Annotated in this window: 23 protein-coding genes and 1 other RNA gene; 15 read left to right on the top strand and 9 right to left on the bottom strand. The window is 35.6% G+C overall.

What is annotated here, in order from left to right:
* Genes rseP through lpxA form a run of 6 tightly spaced genes read left to right on the top strand, consistent with a single transcriptional unit; the run spans position 1 to position 6,816 of the window.
* A complete protein-coding gene (gene rseP / locus R5R67_RS05010) occupies positions 1 to 1,356 on the top strand; it encodes an RIP metalloprotease RseP (RefSeq protein ID WP_000992586.1) in 1,356 nt (451 codons plus the stop codon).
* A gap of 37 nt (positions 1,357 to 1,393) precedes the next feature.
* Positions 1,394 to 3,919 (top strand): outer membrane protein assembly factor BamA, encoded by a 2,526-nt coding sequence (gene bamA, locus R5R67_RS05005; RefSeq protein WP_412838333.1) that lies wholly within the window; start codon positions 1,394 to 1,396, stop codon positions 3,917 to 3,919.
* Positions 3,920 to 3,960: 41 nt separating this feature from the next.
* Entirely contained in the window at positions 3,961 to 4,464 is a 504-nt protein-coding gene (locus tag R5R67_RS05000) for an OmpH family outer membrane protein (protein ID WP_001037943.1), read from the top strand.
* A gap of 4 nt (positions 4,465 to 4,468) precedes the next feature.
* Positions 4,469 to 5,539: a UDP-3-O-(3-hydroxymyristoyl)glucosamine N-acyltransferase gene (gene lpxD, locus R5R67_RS04995; protein WP_000868103.1), complete on the top strand. Its 1,071-nt coding sequence runs from the start codon at positions 4,469 to 4,471 to the stop codon at positions 5,537 to 5,539.
* A gap of 6 nt (positions 5,540 to 5,545) precedes the next feature.
* A complete protein-coding gene (gene fabZ / locus R5R67_RS04990; protein WP_000140523.1) occupies positions 5,546 to 6,031 on the top strand; it encodes a 3-hydroxyacyl-ACP dehydratase FabZ in 486 nt (161 codons plus the stop codon).
* Complete coding sequence (gene lpxA / locus R5R67_RS04985; RefSeq protein WP_000064875.1) at positions 6,028 to 6,816, top strand: acyl-ACP--UDP-N-acetylglucosamine O-acyltransferase; 789 nt, start codon at positions 6,028 to 6,030, stop codon at positions 6,814 to 6,816. The genes fabZ and lpxA overlap by 4 nt, the downstream gene beginning before the upstream one ends.
* Before the next feature lie 55 nt (positions 6,817 to 6,871).
* Here lpxA and R5R67_RS04980 read toward each other — a convergent pair whose 3' ends face one another.
* Positions 6,872 to 7,756 (bottom strand): YbgF trimerization domain-containing protein, encoded by an 885-nt coding sequence (locus R5R67_RS04980; RefSeq protein WP_318754777.1) that lies wholly within the window; start codon positions 7,754 to 7,756, stop codon positions 6,872 to 6,874.
* 316 nt (positions 7,757 to 8,072) lie between these two features.
* Here R5R67_RS04980 and ffs point away from each other — a divergent pair.
* Positions 8,073 to 8,169: signal recognition particle sRNA small type (ffs, locus tag R5R67_RS04975), an RNA gene on the top strand.
* Between the two features lie 14 nt (positions 8,170 to 8,183).
* Here ffs and R5R67_RS04970 read toward each other — a convergent pair.
* The 4 genes from R5R67_RS04970 to R5R67_RS04955 form a co-directional block, all read right to left on the bottom strand.
* Entirely contained in the window at positions 8,184 to 8,666 is a 483-nt protein-coding gene (locus R5R67_RS04970) for a regulatory protein RecX (protein WP_000476756.1), read from the bottom strand.
* A gap of 53 nt (positions 8,667 to 8,719) precedes the next feature.
* Positions 8,720 to 9,769, bottom strand: a complete 1,050-nt coding sequence (gene recA, locus R5R67_RS04965; RefSeq protein ID WP_000344169.1) for a recombinase RecA — start codon at positions 9,767 to 9,769, stop codon at positions 8,720 to 8,722.
* Positions 9,770 to 9,914: 145 nt separating this feature from the next.
* A complete protein-coding gene (locus R5R67_RS04960; RefSeq protein WP_000040962.1) occupies positions 9,915 to 10,355 on the bottom strand; it encodes an RNA-binding S4 domain-containing protein in 441 nt (146 codons plus the stop codon).
* Entirely contained in the window at positions 10,339 to 11,025 is a 687-nt protein-coding gene (locus tag R5R67_RS04955; protein WP_001045474.1) for an HAD-IA family hydrolase, read from the bottom strand. Before R5R67_RS04955 ends, R5R67_RS04960 begins: the two co-directional genes overlap by 17 nt.
* A gap of 171 nt (positions 11,026 to 11,196) precedes the next feature.
* Here R5R67_RS04955 and R5R67_RS04950 point away from each other — a divergent pair, with 171 nt between their 5' ends.
* The 3 genes from R5R67_RS04950 (at position 11,197) to R5R67_RS04940 (ending at position 12,299) form a co-directional block, all read left to right on the top strand.
* A complete protein-coding gene (locus tag R5R67_RS04950) occupies positions 11,197 to 11,556 on the top strand; it encodes a YcgJ family protein (protein WP_000798371.1) in 360 nt (119 codons plus the stop codon).
* Between the two features lie 98 nt (positions 11,557 to 11,654).
* On the top strand, positions 11,655 to 11,891 hold the full coding sequence (locus tag R5R67_RS04945; protein WP_000525043.1) for a hypothetical protein: 237 nt from the start codon (positions 11,655 to 11,657) through the stop codon (positions 11,889 to 11,891).
* 114 nt (positions 11,892 to 12,005) lie between these two features.
* Positions 12,006 to 12,299, top strand: a complete 294-nt coding sequence (locus tag R5R67_RS04940) for a hypothetical protein (RefSeq protein ID WP_000689661.1) — start codon at positions 12,006 to 12,008, stop codon at positions 12,297 to 12,299.
* 51 nt (positions 12,300 to 12,350) lie between these two features.
* On the opposite strand, the gene R5R67_RS04935 is transcribed toward R5R67_RS04940, so the two are convergent.
* Together R5R67_RS04935 and gigD are read right to left on the bottom strand one after the other, a co-directional pair.
* Positions 12,351 to 12,887, bottom strand: coding sequence for a GNAT family N-acetyltransferase (locus R5R67_RS04935; protein WP_000573161.1), 537 nt, complete (start codon positions 12,885 to 12,887; stop codon positions 12,351 to 12,353).
* Between the two features lie 45 nt (positions 12,888 to 12,932).
* The gene (gigD, locus tag R5R67_RS04930; protein ID WP_001046785.1) at positions 12,933 to 13,382 is read right to left on the bottom strand and encodes an Lrp/AsnC family transcriptional regulator GigD; all 450 of its coding nucleotides are present in this window, start codon (positions 13,380 to 13,382) and stop codon (positions 12,933 to 12,935) included.
* Positions 13,383 to 13,528: 146 nt separating this feature from the next.
* Between gigD and kynU the strand changes: the two genes are divergently transcribed.
* The 5 genes from kynU to R5R67_RS04905 all read left to right on the top strand — a co-directional run bounded on the left by kynU (position 13,529) and on the right by R5R67_RS04905 (position 19,389).
* Complete coding sequence (gene kynU, locus R5R67_RS04925) at positions 13,529 to 14,779, top strand: kynureninase (RefSeq protein ID WP_000632799.1); 1,251 nt, start codon at positions 13,529 to 13,531, stop codon at positions 14,777 to 14,779.
* A 40-nt stretch (positions 14,780 to 14,819) separates the two neighbouring features.
* Positions 14,820 to 16,226 (top strand): amino acid permease, encoded by a 1,407-nt coding sequence (locus R5R67_RS04920; protein WP_000093782.1) that lies wholly within the window; start codon positions 14,820 to 14,822, stop codon positions 16,224 to 16,226.
* 7 nt (positions 16,227 to 16,233) lie between these two features.
* Positions 16,234 to 16,980 (top strand): alpha/beta hydrolase, encoded by a 747-nt coding sequence (locus R5R67_RS04915; protein ID WP_318754776.1) that lies wholly within the window; start codon positions 16,234 to 16,236, stop codon positions 16,978 to 16,980.
* An 885-nt stretch (positions 16,981 to 17,865) separates the two neighbouring features.
* Positions 17,866 to 17,979, top strand: a complete 114-nt coding sequence (locus R5R67_RS04910; RefSeq protein WP_085916944.1) for a hypothetical protein — start codon at positions 17,866 to 17,868, stop codon at positions 17,977 to 17,979.
* A gap of 231 nt (positions 17,980 to 18,210) precedes the next feature.
* Positions 18,211 to 19,389, top strand: coding sequence for a S8 family peptidase (locus R5R67_RS04905; protein ID WP_001026406.1), 1,179 nt, complete (start codon positions 18,211 to 18,213; stop codon positions 19,387 to 19,389).
* A 47-nt stretch (positions 19,390 to 19,436) separates the two neighbouring features.
* Here the strand turns inward: R5R67_RS04905 and R5R67_RS04900 are convergent, their stop codons facing one another.
* Positions 19,437 to 20,891: a SulP family inorganic anion transporter gene (locus tag R5R67_RS04900; protein ID WP_000957178.1), complete on the bottom strand. Its 1,455-nt coding sequence runs from the start codon at positions 20,889 to 20,891 to the stop codon at positions 19,437 to 19,439.
* Between the two features lie 246 nt (positions 20,892 to 21,137).
* On the bottom strand, positions 21,138 to 21,767 hold the full coding sequence (locus tag R5R67_RS04895; protein ID WP_000332540.1) for an SOS response-associated peptidase family protein: 630 nt from the start codon (positions 21,765 to 21,767) through the stop codon (positions 21,138 to 21,140).
* Between the last annotated feature and the right edge of the window lie 38 nt (positions 21,768 to 21,805).

Here is a 21,805-nt window from a genome sequence, read left to right as displayed (position 1 = left end):
ATGAATGCACTGTTTATGATTGCAGCGGCAGCTCTTTTACTTGGGCCTCTAATTGCAATCCATGAGTTTGGCCATTACTGGGTTGCGCGAAAACTTGGTGTTAAAGTTTTAGTTTACTCAATTGGGTTTGGACCAACTTTACTGAAATGGACGTCTAAGAAGTCTGGTATTAAATATCAGCTTTCTGCCTTACCTTTAGGCGGCTATGTCAAAATGTTGGACGAGCGAGAAGGTAATGTGGCAGAACAAGATCTACCATATGCTTTTAACCGGCAAAAACCGTGGAAACGTATAGCGATTGTTGCTGCTGGACCATTAATTAACTTGATTTTTGCCGTACTCCTCTTTTGGATTTTGTTTTTACCAGCCCAAGAACAATTAAATACTAAAATTGGCAAAATTATTCCAAACTCTCCAGCTGCAGCAGCCCAGTTACATGTAGGTGACAAAATTATTGCTGTTGATGGGAAAGAGACAACAACATGGGAAAAGCTAAACTTTGCTTTGATTGATCGAGTTGGGGAAACAGGTACTGTAAATATTGATGTGGACCGTGCTGGTTCCGAAAAAAATTTTGTATTACCAATTAAAGATTTTTTAAAAAATCAAAATGAATCTGCACTGGACGTATTAGGTTTCTTACCTTATCGACCTGTGATTCCTGCTGTTGTAACAGAGTTAACGGAAGATGGTGCGGCGATTCGTCAAGGGATGAAAGTGGGCGATCGTATTGTTGCGATTGATGGCCAGCCTATGAAAGATTGGTTCGACGTGGTAGAAGTTGTCCAGCGTTCCCCAGAAAAGTTACTTAAGATTGATGTCTTACGTCATGAACAACTAGTACATTTACAAGTTATGCCACAAGGTAAGCGTGATAGCATGGGGCAGGTAAATGGAGTACTTGGTGTAAAAAGTGATGCTGGAAAAATTACAATTCCTGACGAATATAAGCAAACAATTCAATATACTCCAATACAAGCTTTTGAAATGGCACTTGATAAAACTGGCCAAATCTCTAGCATGATTTTGAACTCAATAGTAAAAATGGTTAAGGGACTAATTGGATTAGAAAATCTTTCTGGGCCAATTACCATTGCAAAAGTAGCTGGCCAAAGTGCAGAAATGGGTTGGGAAACCTTTATCTCTTTTATGGCTTTAATGAGTGTAAGTCTTGGAATTTTAAACTTATTACCAATTCCAATGTTAGATGGTGGTCATCTAGTGTATTACATTATTGAAGCTATTCGTGGGAAGCCTGTTTCTGAACAAATACAAATGTTTGGTCTAAAAATTGGTATGGTACTGCTCGGTAGTATGATGCTTTTAGCTTTATTTAATGACTTTATGCGTTTGTAAACGTATATGGATTTATAACTTACTGGAAAAAACTGGCATGCGGCACACACATTTTTTAATGCCTTTGGCACTTGTTAGCGCTATGGCAGCGGTACAACAAGCATATGCAGCTGATGATTTCGTTGTTAGAGATATTCGTGTAAACGGGTTGGTCCGTCTTACCCCTGCAAATGTTTATACCATGTTGCCAATCAACAGTGGCGATCGCGTTAATGAACCGATGATCGCCGAAGCAATTCGAACATTGTATGCCACTGGACTTTTTGATGATATTAAAGCATCAAAAGAAATTGATACTTTGGTTTTTAATGTTATTGAGCGCCCAATTATTTCAAAGCTTGAATTTAAGGGTAATAAACTTATTCCTAAAGAGGCTTTAGAACAAGGCCTTAAAAAAATGGGTATTGCTGAGGGTGAGGTTTTTAAGAAATCTGCTTTGCAAACCATTGAGACAGAATTAGAGCAACAATATACTCAACAAGGCCGTTACGATGCTGATGTTACAGTTGATACAGTTGCTCGTCCAAATAACCGCGTTGAATTAAAAATTAATTTTAATGAAGGAACGCCGGCAAAAGTCTTTGATATTAATGTAATTGGTAATACTGTTTTTAAAGACAGTGAAATTAAACAAGCATTTGCAGTTAAAGAAAGTGGTTGGGCTTCTGTAGTCACACGTAATGACCGTTATGCACGTGAAAAAATGGCTGCAAGCCTTGAAGCTTTACGTGCCATGTACCTTAACAAAGGCTATATTAATTTTAATATTAATAATTCCCAACTCAATATTAGTGAAGATAAAAAGCATATCTTTATTGAGGTTGCTGTTGATGAAGGTAGCCAGTTTAAATTTGGTCAAACTAAATTCTTAGGTGATGCACTTTATAAACCTGAAGAATTACAAGCATTAAAAATTTATAAAGATGGTGATACCTATTCACAAGAAAAGGTAAATGCGGTTAAGCAATTACTCTTACGTAAGTATGGTAATGCAGGTTATTACTTTGCAGATGTAAATATTGTGCCGCAGATTAATAATGAAACTGGAGTTGTTGACTTAAATTATTACGTGAACCCAGGTCAGCAAGTTACCGTACGCCGTATTAATTTTACTGGTAATAGTAAAACTTCTGATGAAGTATTACGTCGTGAAATGCGTCAGATGGAAGGTGCATTAGCGAGCAATGAAAAAATTGACTTATCTAAAGTTCGTTTAGAGCGTACAGGTTTCTTTAAAACAGTTGATATTAAACCTGCTCGTATTCCAAACTCTCCAGACCAAGTTGACTTAAACGTAAATGTTGAAGAACAACATTCAGGTACTACTACATTAGCGGTCGGTTATTCGCAAAGTGGTGGTATTACGTTCCAAGCAGGACTTAGTCAAACTAACTTTATGGGTACAGGTAACCGAGTTGCAATTGACTTATCTCGTTCTGAAACTCAAGACTATTACAACTTAAGTGTTACTGACCCTTACTTTACAATTGATGGAGTAAGCCGCGGTTATAATGTCTATTATCGTAAAACGAAGCTGAATGATGACTATAACGTTAATAACTATGTAACGGATAGTTTTGGTGGTAGTTTAAGTTTTGGTTATCCAATTGACGAAAATCAAAGTTTAAGTGCTTCGGTGGGCGTTGATAACACTAAAGTAACCACAGGTCCTTATGTTTCTACATATGTACGTGATTATTTATTGGCAAATGGCGGTAAGGCAACTAGTAAAGGTACATATTGCCCAACAGATGCAAATGGTAATTCTCAATATGATACCGAGAAGGGGGAATGTAAGGTCCCCGAAGAAACATATGATAATGCTTTTGAAGGGGAATTCTTTACTTATAACTTGAACTTGGGTTGGTCTTATAACACTTTAAACAGACCAATTTTCCCAACGTCAGGTATGTCTCATCGTGTAGGTCTTGAAATTGGTTTACCAGGTAGTGATGTTGATTATCAAAAAGTAACTTATGATACTCAAGCATTTTTCCCTATCGGCAGTACCGGCTTTGTGCTACGTGGTTATGGTAAGTTAGGTTATGGTAATGATTTGCCATTCTATAAAAACTTCTATGCAGGCGGTTACGGTTCTGTTCGAGGCTATGACAACAGTACCCTAGGACCTAAATATCCAAGTGTAAATCTACAAGAAACTAAGCAAAATGATAGTTCTCCTGAAGAAGTAGGTGGCAATGCTCTGGTCCAATTTGGTACAGAATTAGTTTTACCAATGCCATTTAAAGGTGACTGGACTCGACAAGTACGTCCTGTTCTTTTTGCTGAAGGCGGTCAGGTTTTTGATACTAAATGTAATATTGATAACTCTGTTTATGGCAACAAAGGTATGAAGATTAATGGCCAGACCATTACGGATGTTAGAAAATATTGTGAAGATAATTATGGATTTGATTTAGGTAACTTACGTTATAGTGTGGGTGTTGGTGTAACCTGGATTACCATGATTGGTCCATTGTCACTTAGCTATGCATTCCCGTTAAATGATAAACCGGGTGATGAAACTAAAGAAATCCAGTTTGAAATTGGTCGTACTTTCTAAGTACGATCTTTTTGCATAACGAAATAAGGAAAGAGATTTACATGAATAAATTAAATAAATTAATGTTAGGGTTAGGCCTGACAGTAGCTTCAGTAGCAGCTAATGCAGCTGGTTATGGGGTAATTGATCTTGCTAAAGTTGTTGAAAGTAGTACTTATTTGAAACAGCAAAATGCAAGCTTAAACCAGTCTGTGAAACCAACTACAACTAAGCTTGAGCAATTAGGTAAAGAGTTAGAAGGGCTTCAACGTCAAGCGCAGACTCAAGGCCAAAAAATGAAAGAAGATGAGATTAAAAAATTACAATCTCAGTATCAATCGAAATTAAATGAGTTTAATTCAACACAGCAAGGCTTACAGTCAAGAGTTCAAACGAGCTTACAAAGTATGAATACAACTTTTGAGACTAGAGTTAAGCAAGCTGCTGAGCAATTACGAAAAGAAAATAATCTTGACTTTATTTTGAATAAAAATTCGACTGTTGCCTATGACGCTAAGTATGATTTAACTGATAAAATGATACAAAAGGTTAATTCAATGAAATAAATTAATGAAAGTGCAACAATATCGTTTAGATGAATTAGCTCACCTTGTTAAAGGTGAGCTAATTGGTGAAGGTAGTCTTCAATTTTCAAACTTGGCGAGTTTGGAAAATGCAGAGGTTAACCATCTTACTTTTGTGAATGGTGAGAAACATCTTGATCAAGCTAAAGTAAGCCGTGCGGGTGCTTACATTGTTACTGCAGCTTTAAAAGAGCATCTTCCTGAAAAAGATAATTTTATTATTGTTGATAATCCCTATCTTGCGTTTGCAATCCTTACCCATGTATTTGATAAAAAGATTAGCTCAACAGGCATAGAAAGCACTGCCCAAATTCATCCATCTGCTGTTATTTCCGAAACTGCTTATATTGGTCACTATGTGGTTATTGGTGAGAATTGTGTAGTTGGCGATAATACCGTCATTCAGTCACATACCAAACTTGATGATAATGTAGAAGTTGGAAAAGACTGTTTTATTGATTCTCATGTCACTATTACAGGTGGTTCTAAATTACGAGATCGCGTCCGTATTCATTCAAGTACTGTCATTGGTGGAGAAGGTTTTGGTTTTGCTCCATATCAAGGAAAGTGGCATCGTATTGCTCAATTAGGTTCAGTTTTAATTGGAAATGATGTCCGAATTGGATCAAATTGTAGTATTGATAGAGGCGCACTTGATAATACAATTTTGGAAGATGGGGTTATTATTGATAACCTTGTGCAAATTGCACATAACGTCCATATTGGTTCAAATACTGCTATTGCAGCGAAGTGCGGTATTGCTGGAAGTACAAAAATTGGCAAAAACTGTATTCTAGCTGGGGCGTGTGGAGTGGCAGGACACCTTTCAATTGCTGATAATGTGACTTTGACTGGAATGTCAATGGTCACAAAAAATATTTCTGAAGCTGGAACTTACTCTTCGGGAACCGGATTATTTGAAAATAATCATTGGAAAAAGACGATTGTACGCTTGCGACAATTAGCAGATGTGCCATTGACCCAAATCACTAAACGACTTGATCATATACAAGCTCAAATAGAGTCTCTTGAATCAACTTTTAATTTGCGTAAATAGAATATTATGACCGAGTCTACTACACCTAAATTTGCCATCCCTGAATTACCAATGCAGATTCAAACGATTCGTCAATATTTGCCGCATCGTTACCCATTCTTATTGGTTGATCGTGTGACTGAAGTTACTGACAATAGTATTGTTGGTTATAAAAATGTTTCTATCAATGAAGAGTTCCTACAAGGGCATTTCCCAGAATATCCAATTATGCCTGGTGTTCTCATTGTTGAAGCATTAGCTCAAGTTTCAGGCGTTCTTGGTTTTATTATGAACAATGAAACGCCAAAACCAGGTTCATTATTCCTGTTTGCTGGTGCAGAAAGAGTTAGATTTAAAAAACAAGTAGTTGCAGGTGATCAACTTGTATTAAAATCTGAGTTGGTAATGCAGAAGCGCGGTATCTACAAATACAATTGTACAGCTAGCGTTGATGGCATTGTAGCAGCAACCGCTGAGATTATGATTTCACACCAAAAAACAGAGCAGGCATGAGCAATCACGATTTAATCCATTCTACCGCCATTATTGATCCATCTGCAGTGATTGCTTCAGATGTTCAAATAGGACCTTATTGTATTATTGGTCCTCAAGTGACTATTGGTGCTGGTACTAAATTACATTCTCATGTGGTTGTAGGTGGTTTTACCAGAATTGGCCAAAATAACGAAATCTTTCAATTTGCAAGTGTTGGCGAAGTTTGCCAAGACCTCAAATATAAAGGTGAAGAAACGTGGCTTGAAATTGGTAACAATAATCTAATTCGCGAACATTGCAGCTTACATAGAGGTACGGTGCAAGATAATGCATTAACCAAGATAGGTAGTCATAACCTATTAATGGTAAATACACATATTGCACATGATTGTATCGTAGGTGACCATAATATCTTTGCTAATAATGTAGGTGTCGCTGGACATGTACATATTGGTGATCACGTTATTGTGGGTGGTAATTCTGGAATTCATCAATTCTGTAAGATCGATTCTTATAGCATGATTGGTGGGGCTTCTTTGATCCTTAAAGATGTTCCAGCCTATGTGATGGCTTCTGGTAACCCTGCACATGCGTTTGGTATAAATATTGAAGGTATGCGAAGAAAAGGTTGGTCTAAAAATACAATTCAAGGCTTAAGAGAAGCTTATAAATTGATATTTAAATCTGGATTAACTTCTGTTCAAGCTATTGACCAAATTAAAAGTGAAATTTTACCTTCAGTTCCAGAAGCTCAACTCTTGATTGATTCTCTTGAACAATCAGAGCGTGGGATTGTGCGCTAATTAAGAAGACATAAAAAAAGACACTGTTTTAACAGTGTCTTTTTTTATAACTAAATTATTTGTTAAAGAATTTTGCTTCTTCAGATTTTGGATATTGGCTAAGTAACTTGTTCTTGTATTGATTTGCTGACACAGTATTCTTATCAACATCTTTAGCGATACTATAAAGTTGGTACAATGCTCGAGGTGCCTTACTTGAATTTGGGTATTGGTTAGCTACGACATTATAGTTTTTCTTTGCTTCATTATAATTTACTGGATCTGTCGCTAAATGAAACTCGGCTAACCAAAAATAAGCATTACCTGTATAGATACTATTAGGATGGTTTTTTATAAAGTTTTGCATTGGAGCAATTGCTTTTTTAGCACCGCCTTGTTTATACGCATCTAAAGCTACAGTATAAGCAGCTTTTTCTAATTCGAGGGAATTTGACTGGTTTTGCGCAGCAGCTGGTGCTGGTTGAGTAGTGGTTGTTGGTGCGCTAGGCTGCTGCTCAGAAGTTTGTGTGGCTGGTACGGCAGCTACTTTATTACTCTCTGTGGTTTGAGGGGCTGGTGCACTAGCAGGAGTAGTGTTATCGGACGTTGCATTCGAACTATCGTCTTGTGTAGCACTTTCAGGGTCAACTTTTTGGTGTAATAATTCTAAACGTTGATCTAAATCGGTATATCGGTTTGCTAGATCTTTCTTTAATTGCTCAATATCATTAGCTTGTTCTTCAAGCTGACCTCTTAATGTACGAATATCATTTTCTAATTGTTGGTTTTTTTGCATGAGTTCCCAGTTTAAATTTGTAGGAACTGAAATGTTGCTTGAAGAAGTATTAGATGCACTACCATCATTTTGACTTAAACCACGAGACTCGATAGGAATATTTGCGTATAGAGAAGTGGTGCTCATTAAGGCAATAAATAATAAAGAATGCTTCTTCATTTGCATGTGTATAAATCCATAATTTTATATAAAAGCCACCTTGACACAGGAATATAAAAAACAATTCTCTAAATATCTAAGGTTTTTCATTGATCAATGCAATTAAAGCAGTTAACAGTTTAAATGCAAGGATAGTTTACAATCTTCAAGCATATTTTATGCAAAATAAGAAAAGAGCATAAGCTCAAGAAATTATATTTTTGGGGTTTAAAGCTATTTTTGCTGAGGAATTAATCAATCGAAACAAAAACTTGCCGAAAAAGGCAGAGAAGGGTTGCAACTCTTTTAAAAATCTCTATACTTTGTTTTGCAATGGTAGCCCCGCTGGTGGCTTCGCAATCGTACTCTGTGAACCCCGCCAGGACCGGAAGGTAGCAACGGTAGCAGATCTATGATGTGCCGAAGTTTTGCTAGTGGGGTTGCCACCATTCTTTTAATCCAATTTTCTTTGGATTGCTTTTAAAATTACATCTAAATCAAATCCTCTATATTGTAAGAATCTGATCTGTTTTGCTTTAAGTTTTGGATCTTTCTCTACAGCTTCTCCAAATTTTTTAACTTTAAGTTGATAAGCCTGTTCTACCCAATCAATTTCTTGAATTTCATCTGCAATTAAATCATTTTCAATTTGTTTAGTTTTTAAAGCTTGTTGAATTCGTTTCGGTCCTTTACCTTTACGAATTTGGCTTGCTAGCATTTGCTCAGCAACACGTTGATCACTCTGGTAATTTTGTTCAGATAACTCCTCAACCAGTTGTTTTACTTCTTCTATATTTTGTGCATAACGAGCTAATTTCTCGATAAGCTCTGCTTTAGAGTAATCTCGGCGAGTGAGTAAAGCAAAAGCATATGAGCGTAAACGTTGGCCAGTAAGAGGAGGGCGCTGCTGAGATTGCTCATCGTTTCTTTTGAACATTTAAAATTCCTTATAAAAAACGCCCCGAAGGGCGTTTTATGACTCAAATATAATTACGATTCTAATAAAAGATCTGGCTCTTCTTCATCTTCAATTTGAACTGCACCATTTGTGCCTGTAGTCAGCAATTGTTCACGGATATTACGTTCAATTTCTTCAGCTATTTGAGTATTTTCTTCAAAATAGCGAATTACATTGTTTTTACCTTGGCCAATTTTATTGCCTTGATATGAATACCATGCACCAGCTTTCTGTACGATATCCTGTTGTACAGCTAAATCTACAAGTTCACCTAGTTGGTTAGTACCTTTACCGTATAGAATTTGGAAAATAGCTTCTTTAAACGGAGGAGCCATTTTGTTCTTAACGACTTTAACTTTAGTTTCTGAACCAACAATTTCATCGCCTTCTTTTACTTGACCGATACGACGAATATCTAAACGAACTGAAGCGTAGAATTTAAGAGCGTTACCACCAGTGGTAGTTTCTGGGCTACCAAACATAACGCCAATTTTCATACGAATCTGGTTAATGAAGATAACCATACAGTTTGAACGTTTAGCATTACCCGTAATTTTACGAAGTGCCTGGCTCATAAGACGCGCTTGTAGACCCATATGAGAGTCACCCATCTCACCTTCGATTTCTGCTTTAGGTGTAAGTGCAGCCACCGAGTCCACAACGATTAAATCAATTGCGCCTGAACGGACAAGCATGTCAGCAATTTCAAGTGCTTGCTCACCATTGTCGGGTTGTGAAACAAGTAGGTTATCAATATCTACACCAAGTTTGCGTGCATATTGAGGGTCTAAGGCGTGCTCAGCATCAATGAAGGCACATGTACCACCAGATTTTTGACATTGAGCAATTGCTTGTAATGTCATTGTGGTTTTACCAGAAGATTCAGGACCATAAATTTCGATAATACGGCCTTTTGGTAAACCACCAATCCCCAATGCGATGTCTAAAGTTAAAGAACCTGTAGATACGGCTTCAACTGCTTGAACAGTGTTATCACCAAGACGCATAACCGTATTTTTACCAAATTGCTTCTCAATTTGGCTCAAAGCGGCTTGTAATGCTTTGCTTTTATTCTCATCCATCTCAAAAACCTCAATACTCTATGTTCATCACGTTTAACCCAAGTGGATGCATTGAATCTCAACTTGTTTCACAGGGCTAATAGTGACAGATTTTTTCTCTAGCTTCTATATATTGTATATGTGAGTGCGACACAACTCGACGTTTTTATTCATCATTATAAGACCAGTGATCTTCATAATGTTGATCATTATCCTGTTTAAACCGATTGATTTGTCGCCGATCTTTCTTGCTTGGTCTATGGTCAGGTCGTGCTAGATTATGCAATTTTCGTTGGGAAGCAATCAACTCCCGTCTTGCAATACTTACTTCTGTTTCTTCATAAAGTTGTTGTGCAACAGGGGCCGGTCCTCGGGTATTGGAGAGCGCTTTAACAACAACTGTTTTTTTATCGAAACCTTGTTGAACTACGAGCTCCATACCGACACGAATCTCTTTAGAAACTTTTACACGTTCATTATTGTGATGTACTTTACCCCCTTCAATTGCAGCTTTAGCAATAGAACGGGTTTTAAAAAAACGTGCTGCCCACAACCATTTGTCGATACGCATGGTTTCTACAGCATCGTTTTCACGCAATTTTGACATCATTATCCTTTCTATCAATTTGATTCAAAATAGACAGTAGCTCTGTAAGCTGATCTAGAGCTTCATACTCTAAATCTTGTGGCTGTCTTTTACTCTTAAGACTTGAGGGCTGTAAGATAGTAAACAAGTGTCTTATACCAAATTTTTCTGCAGTTTTTAAAACAGGAAGAGTGTCATCTAAAAAGATAGTGCTTTCTGGCGCAAAATAATGCAAGCGTTGCAACTCTTGCCAGAATCGGATGTTTTCTTTTGCGTAACCAATTTGTTCGCTAGATACGATGACTTCAAAAAAATCTTGGATAGGAACGTTATCAAGTTTTAATTTTAGGCTTGCACAGTCAGCATTGGTGACTAACCAACATTGATAATCTTGTGCTTTTAAAGCGCTGAGCAGCTCCATGCATCCTGACCTCGCTTTAATTTTATGCTGAAATTCTTGCTGGAGCTTTAAAACATCCACGCCAGTTGTTTGTGTCCAGTAAATTGATGAGTACCAAGCAAGCGTATGTTTATGGCTGCGATAAAACTGGTTTAATATTTCTTGACTCTCAGTTAAAGATAGATGATGTGTTTCAGAATGTCTTTTAGGTAAGCATTCGTTCCAAATAAAGTCATCAAAAGCCAAATCTAGTAAAGTTCCATCCATGTCAAACAGGACTACCTTATTCATGTTGCGAACGCTCCAGCTTTAAATATACATGGAAGAAATTGGCTTAAGATTATAAACATTAAAGCCTCAAAAACAGATTGATTTGTTGTTATCTCATCATTTTAAAGTTCTAAAGATATTTTACTTTTGATATATTATTACAATAATTAATGATAACGAGTGAATTAAAAAATGAAAAATTCTAATTTCATTGTTGTTTTTATCGGTTCTATTTGTTTTGCGTTTAGTGCAAATACATTGGCACAAAATACAGCTGCAGTTTTTTCACCTAAAAGAGGTGTAGTCTGTGATAAATATATTTGTGCAGATAAAAAGGGCGTTTCCAAATCCTTAACTAATCAATATTTAGGTGCAAAAAAAGCAAAACAAGCTTTTTCACAAGGTGACTTTGATACATCTGCTTTTACTTTTTCTAATGGTGTATTTTGTGATACCACTACTAAATTGTGCCATGTGAATAAATTTTTTGAAAATGGTCATAGAAGTAGAGTAGATAAAAAAATGACTGATAAAATTTTTAAAAATAGTTAGTTATATGAATTGTAAATTAGTTTTTTAATACTTTTTTGCGTTTCTATACTTTATATGAAATTATCATTATTTAAATATTATTAAAAGTTGGAATAAAAGTGGGATTATATACAATTAGATATGGTTATCGTAACAACAGTTTTTTTATTGCTTCAAATACGGCTGGGCAGTTTATTGTGATTGATGCATTAGGAGCAGATTTCCAAATTGGTCATCAAATTTCTTATGAAGGGAGCAAAATAATAAATGAAACATTAAATGATGAAACAGAAGCAAAAGTTCATCTTGAGAGCAACGAAAAAGAAGCTTATGAGTATTTACAGACAATGAAATAATCATCTCGTTATTTTGATTTACATAGGATACGTATTGGCAAACATTTTATAAATTGAACTCTACCTATTTAAAGTTATATTAAAAATCATTTGAATAACAATTTAGAGTAGGCGATGAAAATTGGATTTATTGGAGGAGCCAATGATGGCATTGTTATCAATGCTGCCAATGGCATTGATACTTATAAACTTGAATGGCATTACAAGGCTGAGAAGCATTGTGAAGAACAGCCATCATTAGGGCTAAATGGCCCTGAATATGACTATTACAATTTATTAATTTTGAGAAAAAATAAAGAGGCAAAACTTTTCTACGTTTTAACTACCATGGACAAAGAAGATATAGCGAATAAGATTAATGAGTATTGGGAGCACTCCACCTCTGTAGGTTATGATTTTGATGAGTAGTAACCATTTTAACTCATTGAAATATTTTATTTATATCAGTATTTAACTGAATTATAACTCAAGCTTAGGATGATATATTTCATAAAGAACATGCTTTTGTAAGGCATGTTCATCTGGAAGCTTGGGATGATTAAAGTATTTAACTTTGCGCATTCCTAGTCTTTCCATCACGGCTTGAGATGGCTTATTCACTGTTGCTGTGAAAGAAACCACTTTATCTTTATTGAGAATATTAAAGGCATAGTCCAATGCTGATTTTGCTCCTTCAGTGGCATAACCTTTTTTCCAGTGTTCTGTAGCAATTCTCCATCCAATTTCAATGCAGGGAGAAAAATCAAATTGTTCTGGTTGGTTGTGTAAGCCAATAAAGCCTATAAATTCTTGAGTTTCTTTTAATTCTACCGCCCAAAATCCCCAGCCATTTTCATCAATAAGAGCTGATATTCTTTGAATTAAACTTATACTTTCAGTAGCAGATAAAAGCTTTGGGAAAAAACGCATAACATCTTCGTCTAAACCCATTTTGATAAATGGCTCTGAATCAGACTCTTTCCATTGTCTTAAGATTAAACATTCAGTTTCGATCATAGTAAAAATTCTTTAACGAGAGTTTTTTAATTTTAGCTAAATATTCTACAGCGGCTTTTGTATAATTTTCTGTAAGATAATTTTTGAGTTAATGCTTACCACACCTTTAATTTTATTGAGTGTATTAATAACAAAATGAGAAAAAGAGTTTAGATCTTTAGTGGCAACGTGCAGTACATAATTAGATTCACCTGTAATGATATAGGCATTGATGACTTCATCAAAATTCTTGATTTGGCTTAAAAAAAAGTTGTGGTCATTTTCGGTGAGTTGAGCAAGTTTTATTTCAACTATTGCCTCAATTTTTATACCTAATTTTTCATAATTAACTTTTGCTTGATATTTTTCAATGATTCCGTTGGTTTCTAAAATTTTAACGCGTCTGTGACAAGCAGATGCTGAAAGATTAACAAGATCAGCAAGTTCTTGGTTACTTAAACGGGCATTGTCTTGTAAATACTTCAAAATTTTTAGATCGATCGCATCTAAATTCATTTTCGAATTTCATCCATATTTTTTAATTTTAATTGGAATTTTATACGAAAATAGCTATTTTTGATCAAATATTATCGAATAAATCGTACAAATTGACGTGATAAAATTCAAATACAAAGGAAATGTAGAAATAGGTGCAATATCAAATGATTACTCGTGAACAGTGTTTGTATTGGGATCAGGAAGATGAACTCAAAAAATTTAAAGATGAATTTGCATTGCCAGAAGGCGTCATTTATTTAGATGGTAACTCTTTAGGTGCTAGACCAAAGAAATCTTTGGCTGTCGCTCAGCATATTATTTCCCAAGAATGGGGAGAAGATCTGATCAATAGCTGGAATAAGGCAGACTGGTGGGGGCTACCAACACGGCTGGGTGACAAAGTCGCTAAACTGATTGGTGCGGAACAAGGTGAAGTTGTTATTTCAGATTCAACTACACTGAACTTATTTAAAGTTTTATCTGCAGCGGTAAAAATTCAGGCTGATAATTTCCCTGAACACAAAATTATTGTGGCAGAAAAAGATGCTTTTCCAACAGATATTTACATTATTGAAGGCTTCATTGACTTAATTCAAAAGGGCTATCAGGTTGAATTAATTGATGGCGTAGAAGACTTATCTCGTGCTTTAGAGAAAGATGCTGCTGTAGTGGTACTTTCCCATGTGAATTACCGCACTGGTTATTTTTACGATATGGCATCTATTAATGAACAAATTCACTCTAAAGATGCTTTGGTGATTTGGGATTTATGTCACTCAGTCGGTGCGGTTCCTATGCACCTTAATCAAACTGATAGTGATTTTGCGATTGGTTGTACCTATAAATATTTAAATGGTGGCCCTGGTTCTCCTGCATTGCTCTGGGTCAATGAAAAGCACCGTGATCAGTTCTGGCAGCCTTTATCTGGTTGGTGGAGTCATAAAAAACCATTTGATATGGCACAGCATTATGAGCCAGCGAATAGTATCCGCCGATATTTATGTGGGACTCAGCCGGTTATTTCTATGAGTCTGATTGAATGCGGAGTGGATATTTTCCTGCATGCCGATATGCAAAAAATCCGTGAGAAATCGTTGAAATTAACTGATTTATTTATTCAATTGGTACAGCAAGAATGTTCTGAATTCGGATTTGAGTTAATTACGCCTTTAGGTCATAAGCATCGTGGTAGTCATGTTAGTTATCGTCATGAATTCGGCTATGAAATTATTCAGGCGCTTATCGCACGTGGTGTGATTGGTGATTATCGGGAACCTGCAGTCTTGAGATTTGGTATTACACCTTTGTATCTGGGCTTTGAAGATATTTGGAATGCAGTACAGCACTTAAAAGCAACCATGCTGAATAGTGAATGGAAAAACAAAGAGTATTTAGTTCGCGGTGAAGTGACCTGATCTTAAGGAATCAAAATAAAACAAATGGCTAGGAGGGCCTATGAGTAGTTTTGATGAAATACAAAATAGAGAAGCTGGGCTGCATAAAAAGTTATCTGCAAAACAGATGGGGATGATTGCGATTGGTGGAGCAATTGGAACCGGATTGTTTATGGGAAGCAAATTTGCAATTAGCTTTGCAGGTCCCGCAGTCATAGTTAGCTATGCGATTGGTGGTTTAATTGCTTTTGCGCTTATGGCTTGTTTGGCTGAAATGACAGTTCAGCATCCTACTTCAGGTTCATTTGGTGCATATGCAGAACATTATATAAGTCCACTTGCTGGCTTCTTAGTTCGCTACTGTTATTGGGCTTGTATTGTACTGGCTGTAGGTACAGAGATTACCGCTGTTGCTGATTATATGAAGCTCTGGTTCCCGAATGTAGGCTCTTGGGTCTGGATTGGATTTTTTTCACTGACCTTACTTGTTGTAAATGCCTATAGTGTTAAAGCTTTTGGACTAGTGGAATACTGGTTTTCCACAATTAAAGTTTTTGCCATTATTGTGTTTATTCTTTTGTCTATTGGTATCTTGACGCAAAGCAATGAGGGAATAACGCAAGTTGTAACTCATTTATCAGGACATGGGGGCTTTTTTCCAAATGGTTTTAGTGGGGTATGGATTGGTGTCATTATTTCAATATTTAGTTATTTAAGTATAGAAATGATTGCTGTCGCGGCTGGCGAAGCTAAAGACCCGGAAAAGGCAGTTAAAAAAGCATTCAAAAGCACAGCACTTCGACTCATTTTGTTTTATTTATTGTCCTTATTCCTAATCGTTACTTTGGTGCCTTGGACTGTTTTGATCGGAGCAGATGCAACAAGTCCGTTTGTTATGGTCATGAAGATTGTCGGTATCCCGTATGCGGATAGCATTTTAAACTTTATTGTAATTGTAGCTGCCTTATCAGCCATGAATAGCATGCTTTATATTTCAACTCGTATGCTGTTTAGCTTGTCACGTGCAGGTGATGCCCCAAAAGTCTTTGGTCGAATTAGTAGTAAGGGTGTACCGGTAAATGCGCTGTTGTTATCTGCGGTAGGGATTGGTATTGCTAGTATTGTTTATACGATTAATCCAGCTTCCGCATTTCCAATTATGATTGCACTATCCATGTTTGGTGCATTGTTCACGTGGGGAAGTATATTTGTGACTCATATGTTTTTTAGAAGACATATGGTTCAGCAAAATATACAACTAAAATTTAAAATTCCTGCTAGTCGATTTATCTCTTTGTTTGGGTTTATTGCGATTTTAAGCATTACAGTGACTACCTGGTTTACCAGTGAATTTAAGTCTACTTTACAATTTGGCGTACCTTTAGTTCTGGTTCTTATATTTTTCTATTATTTGAAGCGTTCTACCGTAAAGTTAAATCTCAACTCTAGTGAAGAAACATTGAAGTGATTGGTATATGAGAAGGTATGACAATGCTACAACGGTAGAGAATGAAGGTGAAATACTAGCAGGCTTCCAATACAGAAGCTTGCTGAGTTATCGGGCCTATGATCATATAAAAGATATAAAGTACGGTTCAAAGAACCGATCAACTCTGGATTTTTTTCCTCTAGAACATGTCAATAAAACCGTAATTTTTATACATGGGGGATATTGGCAGTGGTGTGATAAATCGGACTTTGCCTTTATAGCGCCGTACATATTAGCAAAAGGAGCGCAGTGTGTACTTTTAGAATATGACTTGGCTCCTCAAAGTCATATTTCACAAATCGTTGCTCAAGCTCAACAAGCGCTCGATTTTATCGCTGAACAAAATTGGAAAACAGATGAAGTAGTATTGGTCGGCCATTCAGCAGGTGCTCATCTTGGTGCTTTATGTTTAAACCATCCGTTATTATCCAAGGCAACTTTATTAAGTGGGATTTATGATTTATTACCTATACAAGAGACTCATTTAAATCACGCTTTAAACTTATCGCAAGAGGATATTTTGAAATATAGTCCTATTCATCAGCAGGAACAGATCAATATTCCTTGTACGATTTTGTGTGGTGGGTTAGAACTTAGTGAATTTAAATGGCAAAGTCAAAATTATTTTGAGTATCGACTTAGTCAAGGTGACGATATGATTTCTTTTGAAATTATTCCTGAGATTAACCATTACTCTATTTTAGAGCACTATTTTAAATTTATATTTAAGTGAGAAACTAAGTTTGAGTTAGCCTTGGTAAACATAGGGTAAGTTGATTTAAATATTATAGAAGCAATAGGTGGTAGGAAAATCATGAAAAGTTATCTTATTTATAATATTAAGTTCAGCTAATAAAATATTTCAGTACAAGAGCAATCAGTATGATAAATAACCAAGTTAAACAACATATAAATTGATATATTGTTTTATTAAATTTAAATAAATATATTGATTTTTGCTTAATCAATAAGAAAATGTAGAGCTCATCACACTTCTTTGAGTTTTTTGCTGCTGTACACTATTTTAAGTTGACCTAAACTAATATCTCGATTAGATTAAAAAGATAGTGTTTTCTCTCTAATCGACAAACTGTTTAGCTGTTGCTTAGATGAGTTTATAGTCCGTAGCTTCCCAAGATGCGGACTTTTTTATTTTTGTACAATTCGTTAATGGTACAAAGATTCGCGCATTAAAAAGACAGTTAATAGTAAATTCGGTTCAATTCAAGTGAAAAATTTAAAGAAGTATTGTAAATATATCTTTAAAGGTATATATTTATATATGCATATACTGCGTCTGTAAAGTTGTTTGTTTTTTAATACCCCCATATTTTTAAGATATGTGGGTATTTTTTATTAAAAATGTTTATTTAAAAAATATTTTTAAACTGGCTAAGTTTTATATAAGGAGTTTATTTTAGTTAGATAAGAAAATTCAAAATAATTTGTTTCGCATAATTTATTTCTAATAAGCTTAATTAATAAAAAATAGGAAATATATATTTATACATTTATTGTACATATTAATCACAGTTAAAGAAATTGTTAATTTTTTATAGTTGTATGAACTTTTATATTTTGAAATAATTGTCTATAACCTGTTAATTATCATATTGTTATGGATATTTTGAAGTTTCTAAGAAGTTTTAATACTGTTGGTACTTACTTAGCAATGGCTACTATAGTTCTTATCATAATGGTTATTTTCTTTTATATTATTGAACCCAAATAGAGTGATATTTTAATTATAAAAAAATAAAATATTTAAATTATAAGTAGATGGATGTCACGTTTTTCTATAAAAAAGTGGATTGATATTGTTTAACCTAAAAAATTATGAAAATATGGTTGGGGTTTAAAAGCAGATAAAACTCCTCAAAGTTCTCATCTAAAATTTTAATCCTGAAGTAAAAAGTTATTAATTATCATAAAAATACCTGAAATATAATATATGGAGATAGTCATGAATATTCGCCAAGTGTCTGCTATTTGTCTTTCAATAGCAGCTACTCACTTAGTGTATGCCGCTTCAAATGTTGCAAATCCTGTAAATGATTCTTCCCAAGCAAAAGGAATTATTAAAAATCAATATATTGTTATATTAAATAAGGATGCAGGTCCTTCTAAAGATTTCGCACAAAATATTGCTAAACAGCATGCTGGTAAAGTTTTACAAAGCTACGATACTGTTCTTAAAGGTTTTGCAATTTATTTACCTGATACAGCAGGGACAGCATTTATTGAAGCGATGAAGAAGAACCCTCATGTACTTTCAGTAGAAAGCGATACAATAGTAAATATTGATGCAACTACTCAAAATAATCCAGATTGGGGGCTAGATCGTATAGACCAGAAAGCTTTACCATTAAATTCGGCTTATTCTTATTTACAGACCGGTTCAGGTACTACGGCTTATATCGTGGATACTGGTATATTATCTAGTCACCAAGAGTTTTCAGGACGTGTGTTAAGCGGTTATACCGCAATATCTGATGGCAATGGTACAACCGACTGTAATGGACATGGGACCCATGTTGCTGGAACAGTAGGTGGTACGACCTATGGTGTTGCCAAAAATGTCAATTTAGTTCCAATCCGGATTTTGGGGTGTGACGGGTCAGGGGCCTCAAGTAATGTTATTGCTGGTTTAGACTGGATATTGAAAAATGGTAAAAAACCTGCAGTTGTAAATATGTCTTTAGGTGGGGCGACAAGTTCTTCTTTAGATAGTGCAGTGGAAAATTTATATAATAATGGTTATGTCATGGTCGCAGCCGCTGGTAATTCAAATACAGATGCATGTACATCTTCTCCAGCAAGAGTAAGTAAGGCCATTACAGTGGCTGCTACAGATAATACAGATACTCGAGCCAGCTATTCTAATTATGGAAGCTGTGTTGATATTTTTGCACCTGGAAGTCAGATTAACTCTTCTTGGATTGGAAGTAATACAGCTACCAAGATATTAAATGGTACTTCAATGGCAACCCCGCATGTTGCTGGTGTAGTTGCTGAAATGCTTCAAAGTACACCTACGGCTTCACCTCAAACGATCTCTACCAATCTTTTAAATCAAGCGAGCAGTAACGTAGTAAAAAACCCTTCAGGTAGCCCAAACCGCTTGTTATATAAATCTCCTTAATAAAAATATAATTCTCTATGATTGAAAAGGTCCCGAAGGACCTTTTTTTAAATTTTTGCATGTGTACCATACTTGTCAATCATGATTGAACTGGCTTCATTTAAACCACGTACAGTAACTTGTATGCCATTCTTTTGGAACTTTTCTACTGCTGAATCAAGCATTGCAACCGAAGTGACATCCCATATATGTGAATGAGTCAAATCAATAATGACTTCTTTTACTTCTTCTTTAAAGTTAAAGCCGTGCATGAATTTATCTGAAGAACTAAAAAAGATTTGTCCTCTTAAATCATATAAACGAGCGTTGCCTTCTAATGAACTTATTACCTGTATATCATTTTCAAGTTTATTGGCTAAGAAAAGCGCGGAGAGTAGTACACCTGTCAATACGCCTAATGCTAGATTGTGAGTAGCTACAACTACAACAACCGTTGCAATCATAACGGTATTGCTACTTTTAGGATTAGTTTTAAATTGGGTAAGTGAACGCCACTCAAAAGTACTTATTGATACCATAATCATGACAGCAACAAGCGCAGCCATAGGAATAACTTTCAACCAATCACTTAAAAATACTACTAAAATCAGCAAGAATATGCCTGCGCATAAAGTAGATAAGCGTGTGCGACCACCTGATTTAACATTAATCATTGATTGCCCAATCATGGCACATCCAGCCATCCCACCCATAAAACCCGAGGCAATATTGGCAATACCTTGACCTTTACATTCCTTAAATTTATTACTCGGGCTATCCGTCATTTCATCAACAATTGTGGCTGTCATCATTGACTCAAGTAAGCCAACTGCAGCTAATGCCAATGAATAAGGAAGAATGATAAGAAGTGTATCTAAATTAAGAGGAATATCCGGAATTAAAAAAATAGGTAAAGTATTTGGTAGTGCCCCCATATCGCCAACTGTTCGCAGATCAAGGCCTAAAAAGAGGGCGAGTAATGTGACTATAACAATACATATAAGGGGAGATGGAAAAATTTTTCCAAGCTTCGGTACATAAGGGAATAGATAAATAATTGCTAAACCAATAGCGACTAATAGATAGACGTACCAAGTTACATTGACTAGTTCTGGAAGCTGGGCCATAAAAATGAGTATGGCGAGAGCATTTACAAAACCAATTACAACCGATTTAGAGACGAAGCGCATGAGCTTAGCAAGCTTAAGATATCCTACTATAATTTGTATGACGCCCGTCAAAATAGTAGCTGCGAATAAATACTGAAGACCATGTTCTTTCACTAGGGTCGTCATGACTAAGGCCATAGCACCCGTTGCTGCCGAAATCATGGCAGGACGGCCACCTACAAAAGAAATAATAACCGCAATACAAAAAGACGCATATAAACCGATTTGGGGATCTACACCTGCAATAATTGAAAAGGCAATCGCCTCTGGAATTAAAGCCAGACCAACAACAAGCCCAGAAAGAATATCTGCACGGACATTAGAGAACCATTGTTCTCGAAGATTCGTTAACATGGAAATAGCCTAGAATTTTAAATTTTAGAAAGGCTAGTGATGTGATATACCAACACACAAGCGACTACACCACATCACTAGACAGTGATGAGTTATTTACAAAGGAGAAGGGTAAATAAACTTAAGGTGGCGTAAGTGTCATGGATAATGAAAATTTGAAGTTTTAAAGAGGTACGAAGGATAACATAAGTTTCTAGGGGGAGCCATTTAAGCTTGCTACTTTCACTTATTAGGCATCTAACTATTTTATGATTTGTTCATTTCTGCTTTAGGCAGAGACGTAAATTCATTTAATGGCATATCTAAGAAAAAGTCAGGAGCGTCAGTGTGTTTGCAATTTAACCAATCTTTTCTAAGATGGTCAGGTATTACAATAATTGAACGTTTTTCATCGTCAGGTTTATGAAACTGCTTCATAAAAGAATGTCGATCTGCATTGATTGTTAATAGTGACATTGTTCTAACTTTCTGCTCATCAATTATGGTTTCTTCATAAATTGCTGCAAGCGTAAATGGCTTTCCATCTTGACGAAAGATGCCATACCAATGTGCTTTACCATTGATATATTTCGGTTCATAAATAGCTTCAACAGGAACTAGGCCAAATTGATCATTTGACCAGGCATGTTTAAATGAACGTTTGTGATCAACCGTTTCAGTTCTTGCATTATAAGTTGCATATTTAAATGAAACTTCTTTCGCATATGGTGGCAACATTCCAAATTTAACTTTTCGCCATTCCCATTCATTTTGATGAGATAAGATTATTGGGCAATCATCACTTGGATAGACATCTGATTTGTAATCAAAGGTGGGTTCAAGTAAGTCTAATTGAGAAGAATGCTCTCTCTTAAGGGGTTTAAAATTTGCACACATAACGAAATTCGATTTGTAAGGATACTTAACCTTTAGCT

Origin of the sequence: Acinetobacter sp. OYA S30 (assembly GCF_033599315.1) — a bacterium.
Taxonomy (GTDB): Bacteria; Pseudomonadota; Gammaproteobacteria; order Pseudomonadales; family Moraxellaceae; genus Acinetobacter; species Acinetobacter baumannii.
The sequence above is the reverse complement of the archived record's forward strand: the minus strand, read 5'-3'. Positions and strand labels throughout refer to the sequence as shown.

Excerpts from the sequence above, each read along its gene's own strand:
- rseP (WP_000992586.1), top strand. The coding sequence starts at position 1 with ATGAATGCACTGTTTATGATTGCAGCGGCAGCTCTTTTACTTGGGCCT.
- bamA (WP_412838333.1), top strand. The coding sequence starts at position 1,394 with ATGCGGCACACACATTTTTTAATGCCTTTGGCACTTGTTAGCGCTATG.
- R5R67_RS05000 (WP_001037943.1), top strand. The coding sequence starts at position 3,961 with ATGAATAAATTAAATAAATTAATGTTAGGGTTAGGCCTGACAGTAGCT.
- lpxD (WP_000868103.1), top strand. The coding sequence starts at position 4,469 with ATGAAAGTGCAACAATATCGTTTAGATGAATTAGCTCACCTTGTTAAA.
- fabZ (WP_000140523.1), top strand. The coding sequence starts at position 5,546 with ATGACCGAGTCTACTACACCTAAATTTGCCATCCCTGAATTACCAATG.
- lpxA (WP_000064875.1), top strand. The coding sequence starts at position 6,028 with ATGAGCAATCACGATTTAATCCATTCTACCGCCATTATTGATCCATCT.
- R5R67_RS04980 (WP_318754777.1), bottom strand. The coding sequence starts at position 7,756 with ATGCAAATGAAGAAGCATTCTTTATTATTTATTGCCTTAATGAGCACC.
- R5R67_RS04970 (WP_000476756.1), bottom strand. The coding sequence starts at position 8,666 with ATGTTCAAAAGAAACGATGAGCAATCTCAGCAGCGCCCTCCTCTTACT.
- recA (WP_000344169.1), bottom strand. The coding sequence starts at position 9,769 with ATGGATGAGAATAAAAGCAAAGCATTACAAGCCGCTTTGAGCCAAATT.
- R5R67_RS04960 (WP_000040962.1), bottom strand. The coding sequence starts at position 10,355 with ATGTCAAAATTGCGTGAAAACGATGCTGTAGAAACCATGCGTATCGAC.
- R5R67_RS04955 (WP_001045474.1), bottom strand. The coding sequence starts at position 11,025 with ATGAATAAGGTAGTCCTGTTTGACATGGATGGAACTTTACTAGATTTG.
- R5R67_RS04950 (WP_000798371.1), top strand. The coding sequence starts at position 11,197 with ATGAAAAATTCTAATTTCATTGTTGTTTTTATCGGTTCTATTTGTTTT.
- R5R67_RS04940 (WP_000689661.1), top strand. The coding sequence starts at position 12,006 with ATGAAAATTGGATTTATTGGAGGAGCCAATGATGGCATTGTTATCAAT.
- R5R67_RS04935 (WP_000573161.1), bottom strand. The coding sequence starts at position 12,887 with ATGATCGAAACTGAATGTTTAATCTTAAGACAATGGAAAGAGTCTGAT.
- gigD (WP_001046785.1), bottom strand. The coding sequence starts at position 13,382 with ATGAATTTAGATGCGATCGATCTAAAAATTTTGAAGTATTTACAAGAC.
- kynU (WP_000632799.1), top strand. The coding sequence starts at position 13,529 with ATGATTACTCGTGAACAGTGTTTGTATTGGGATCAGGAAGATGAACTC.
- R5R67_RS04920 (WP_000093782.1), top strand. The coding sequence starts at position 14,820 with ATGAGTAGTTTTGATGAAATACAAAATAGAGAAGCTGGGCTGCATAAA.
- R5R67_RS04915 (WP_318754776.1), top strand. The coding sequence starts at position 16,234 with ATGAGAAGGTATGACAATGCTACAACGGTAGAGAATGAAGGTGAAATA.
- R5R67_RS04910 (WP_085916944.1), top strand. The coding sequence starts at position 17,866 with ATGGATATTTTGAAGTTTCTAAGAAGTTTTAATACTGTTGGTACTTAC.
- R5R67_RS04905 (WP_001026406.1), top strand. The coding sequence starts at position 18,211 with ATGAATATTCGCCAAGTGTCTGCTATTTGTCTTTCAATAGCAGCTACT.
- R5R67_RS04900 (WP_000957178.1), bottom strand. The coding sequence starts at position 20,891 with ATGTTAACGAATCTTCGAGAACAATGGTTCTCTAATGTCCGTGCAGAT.
- R5R67_RS04895 (WP_000332540.1), bottom strand. The coding sequence starts at position 21,767 with ATGTGTGCAAATTTTAAACCCCTTAAGAGAGAGCATTCTTCTCAATTA.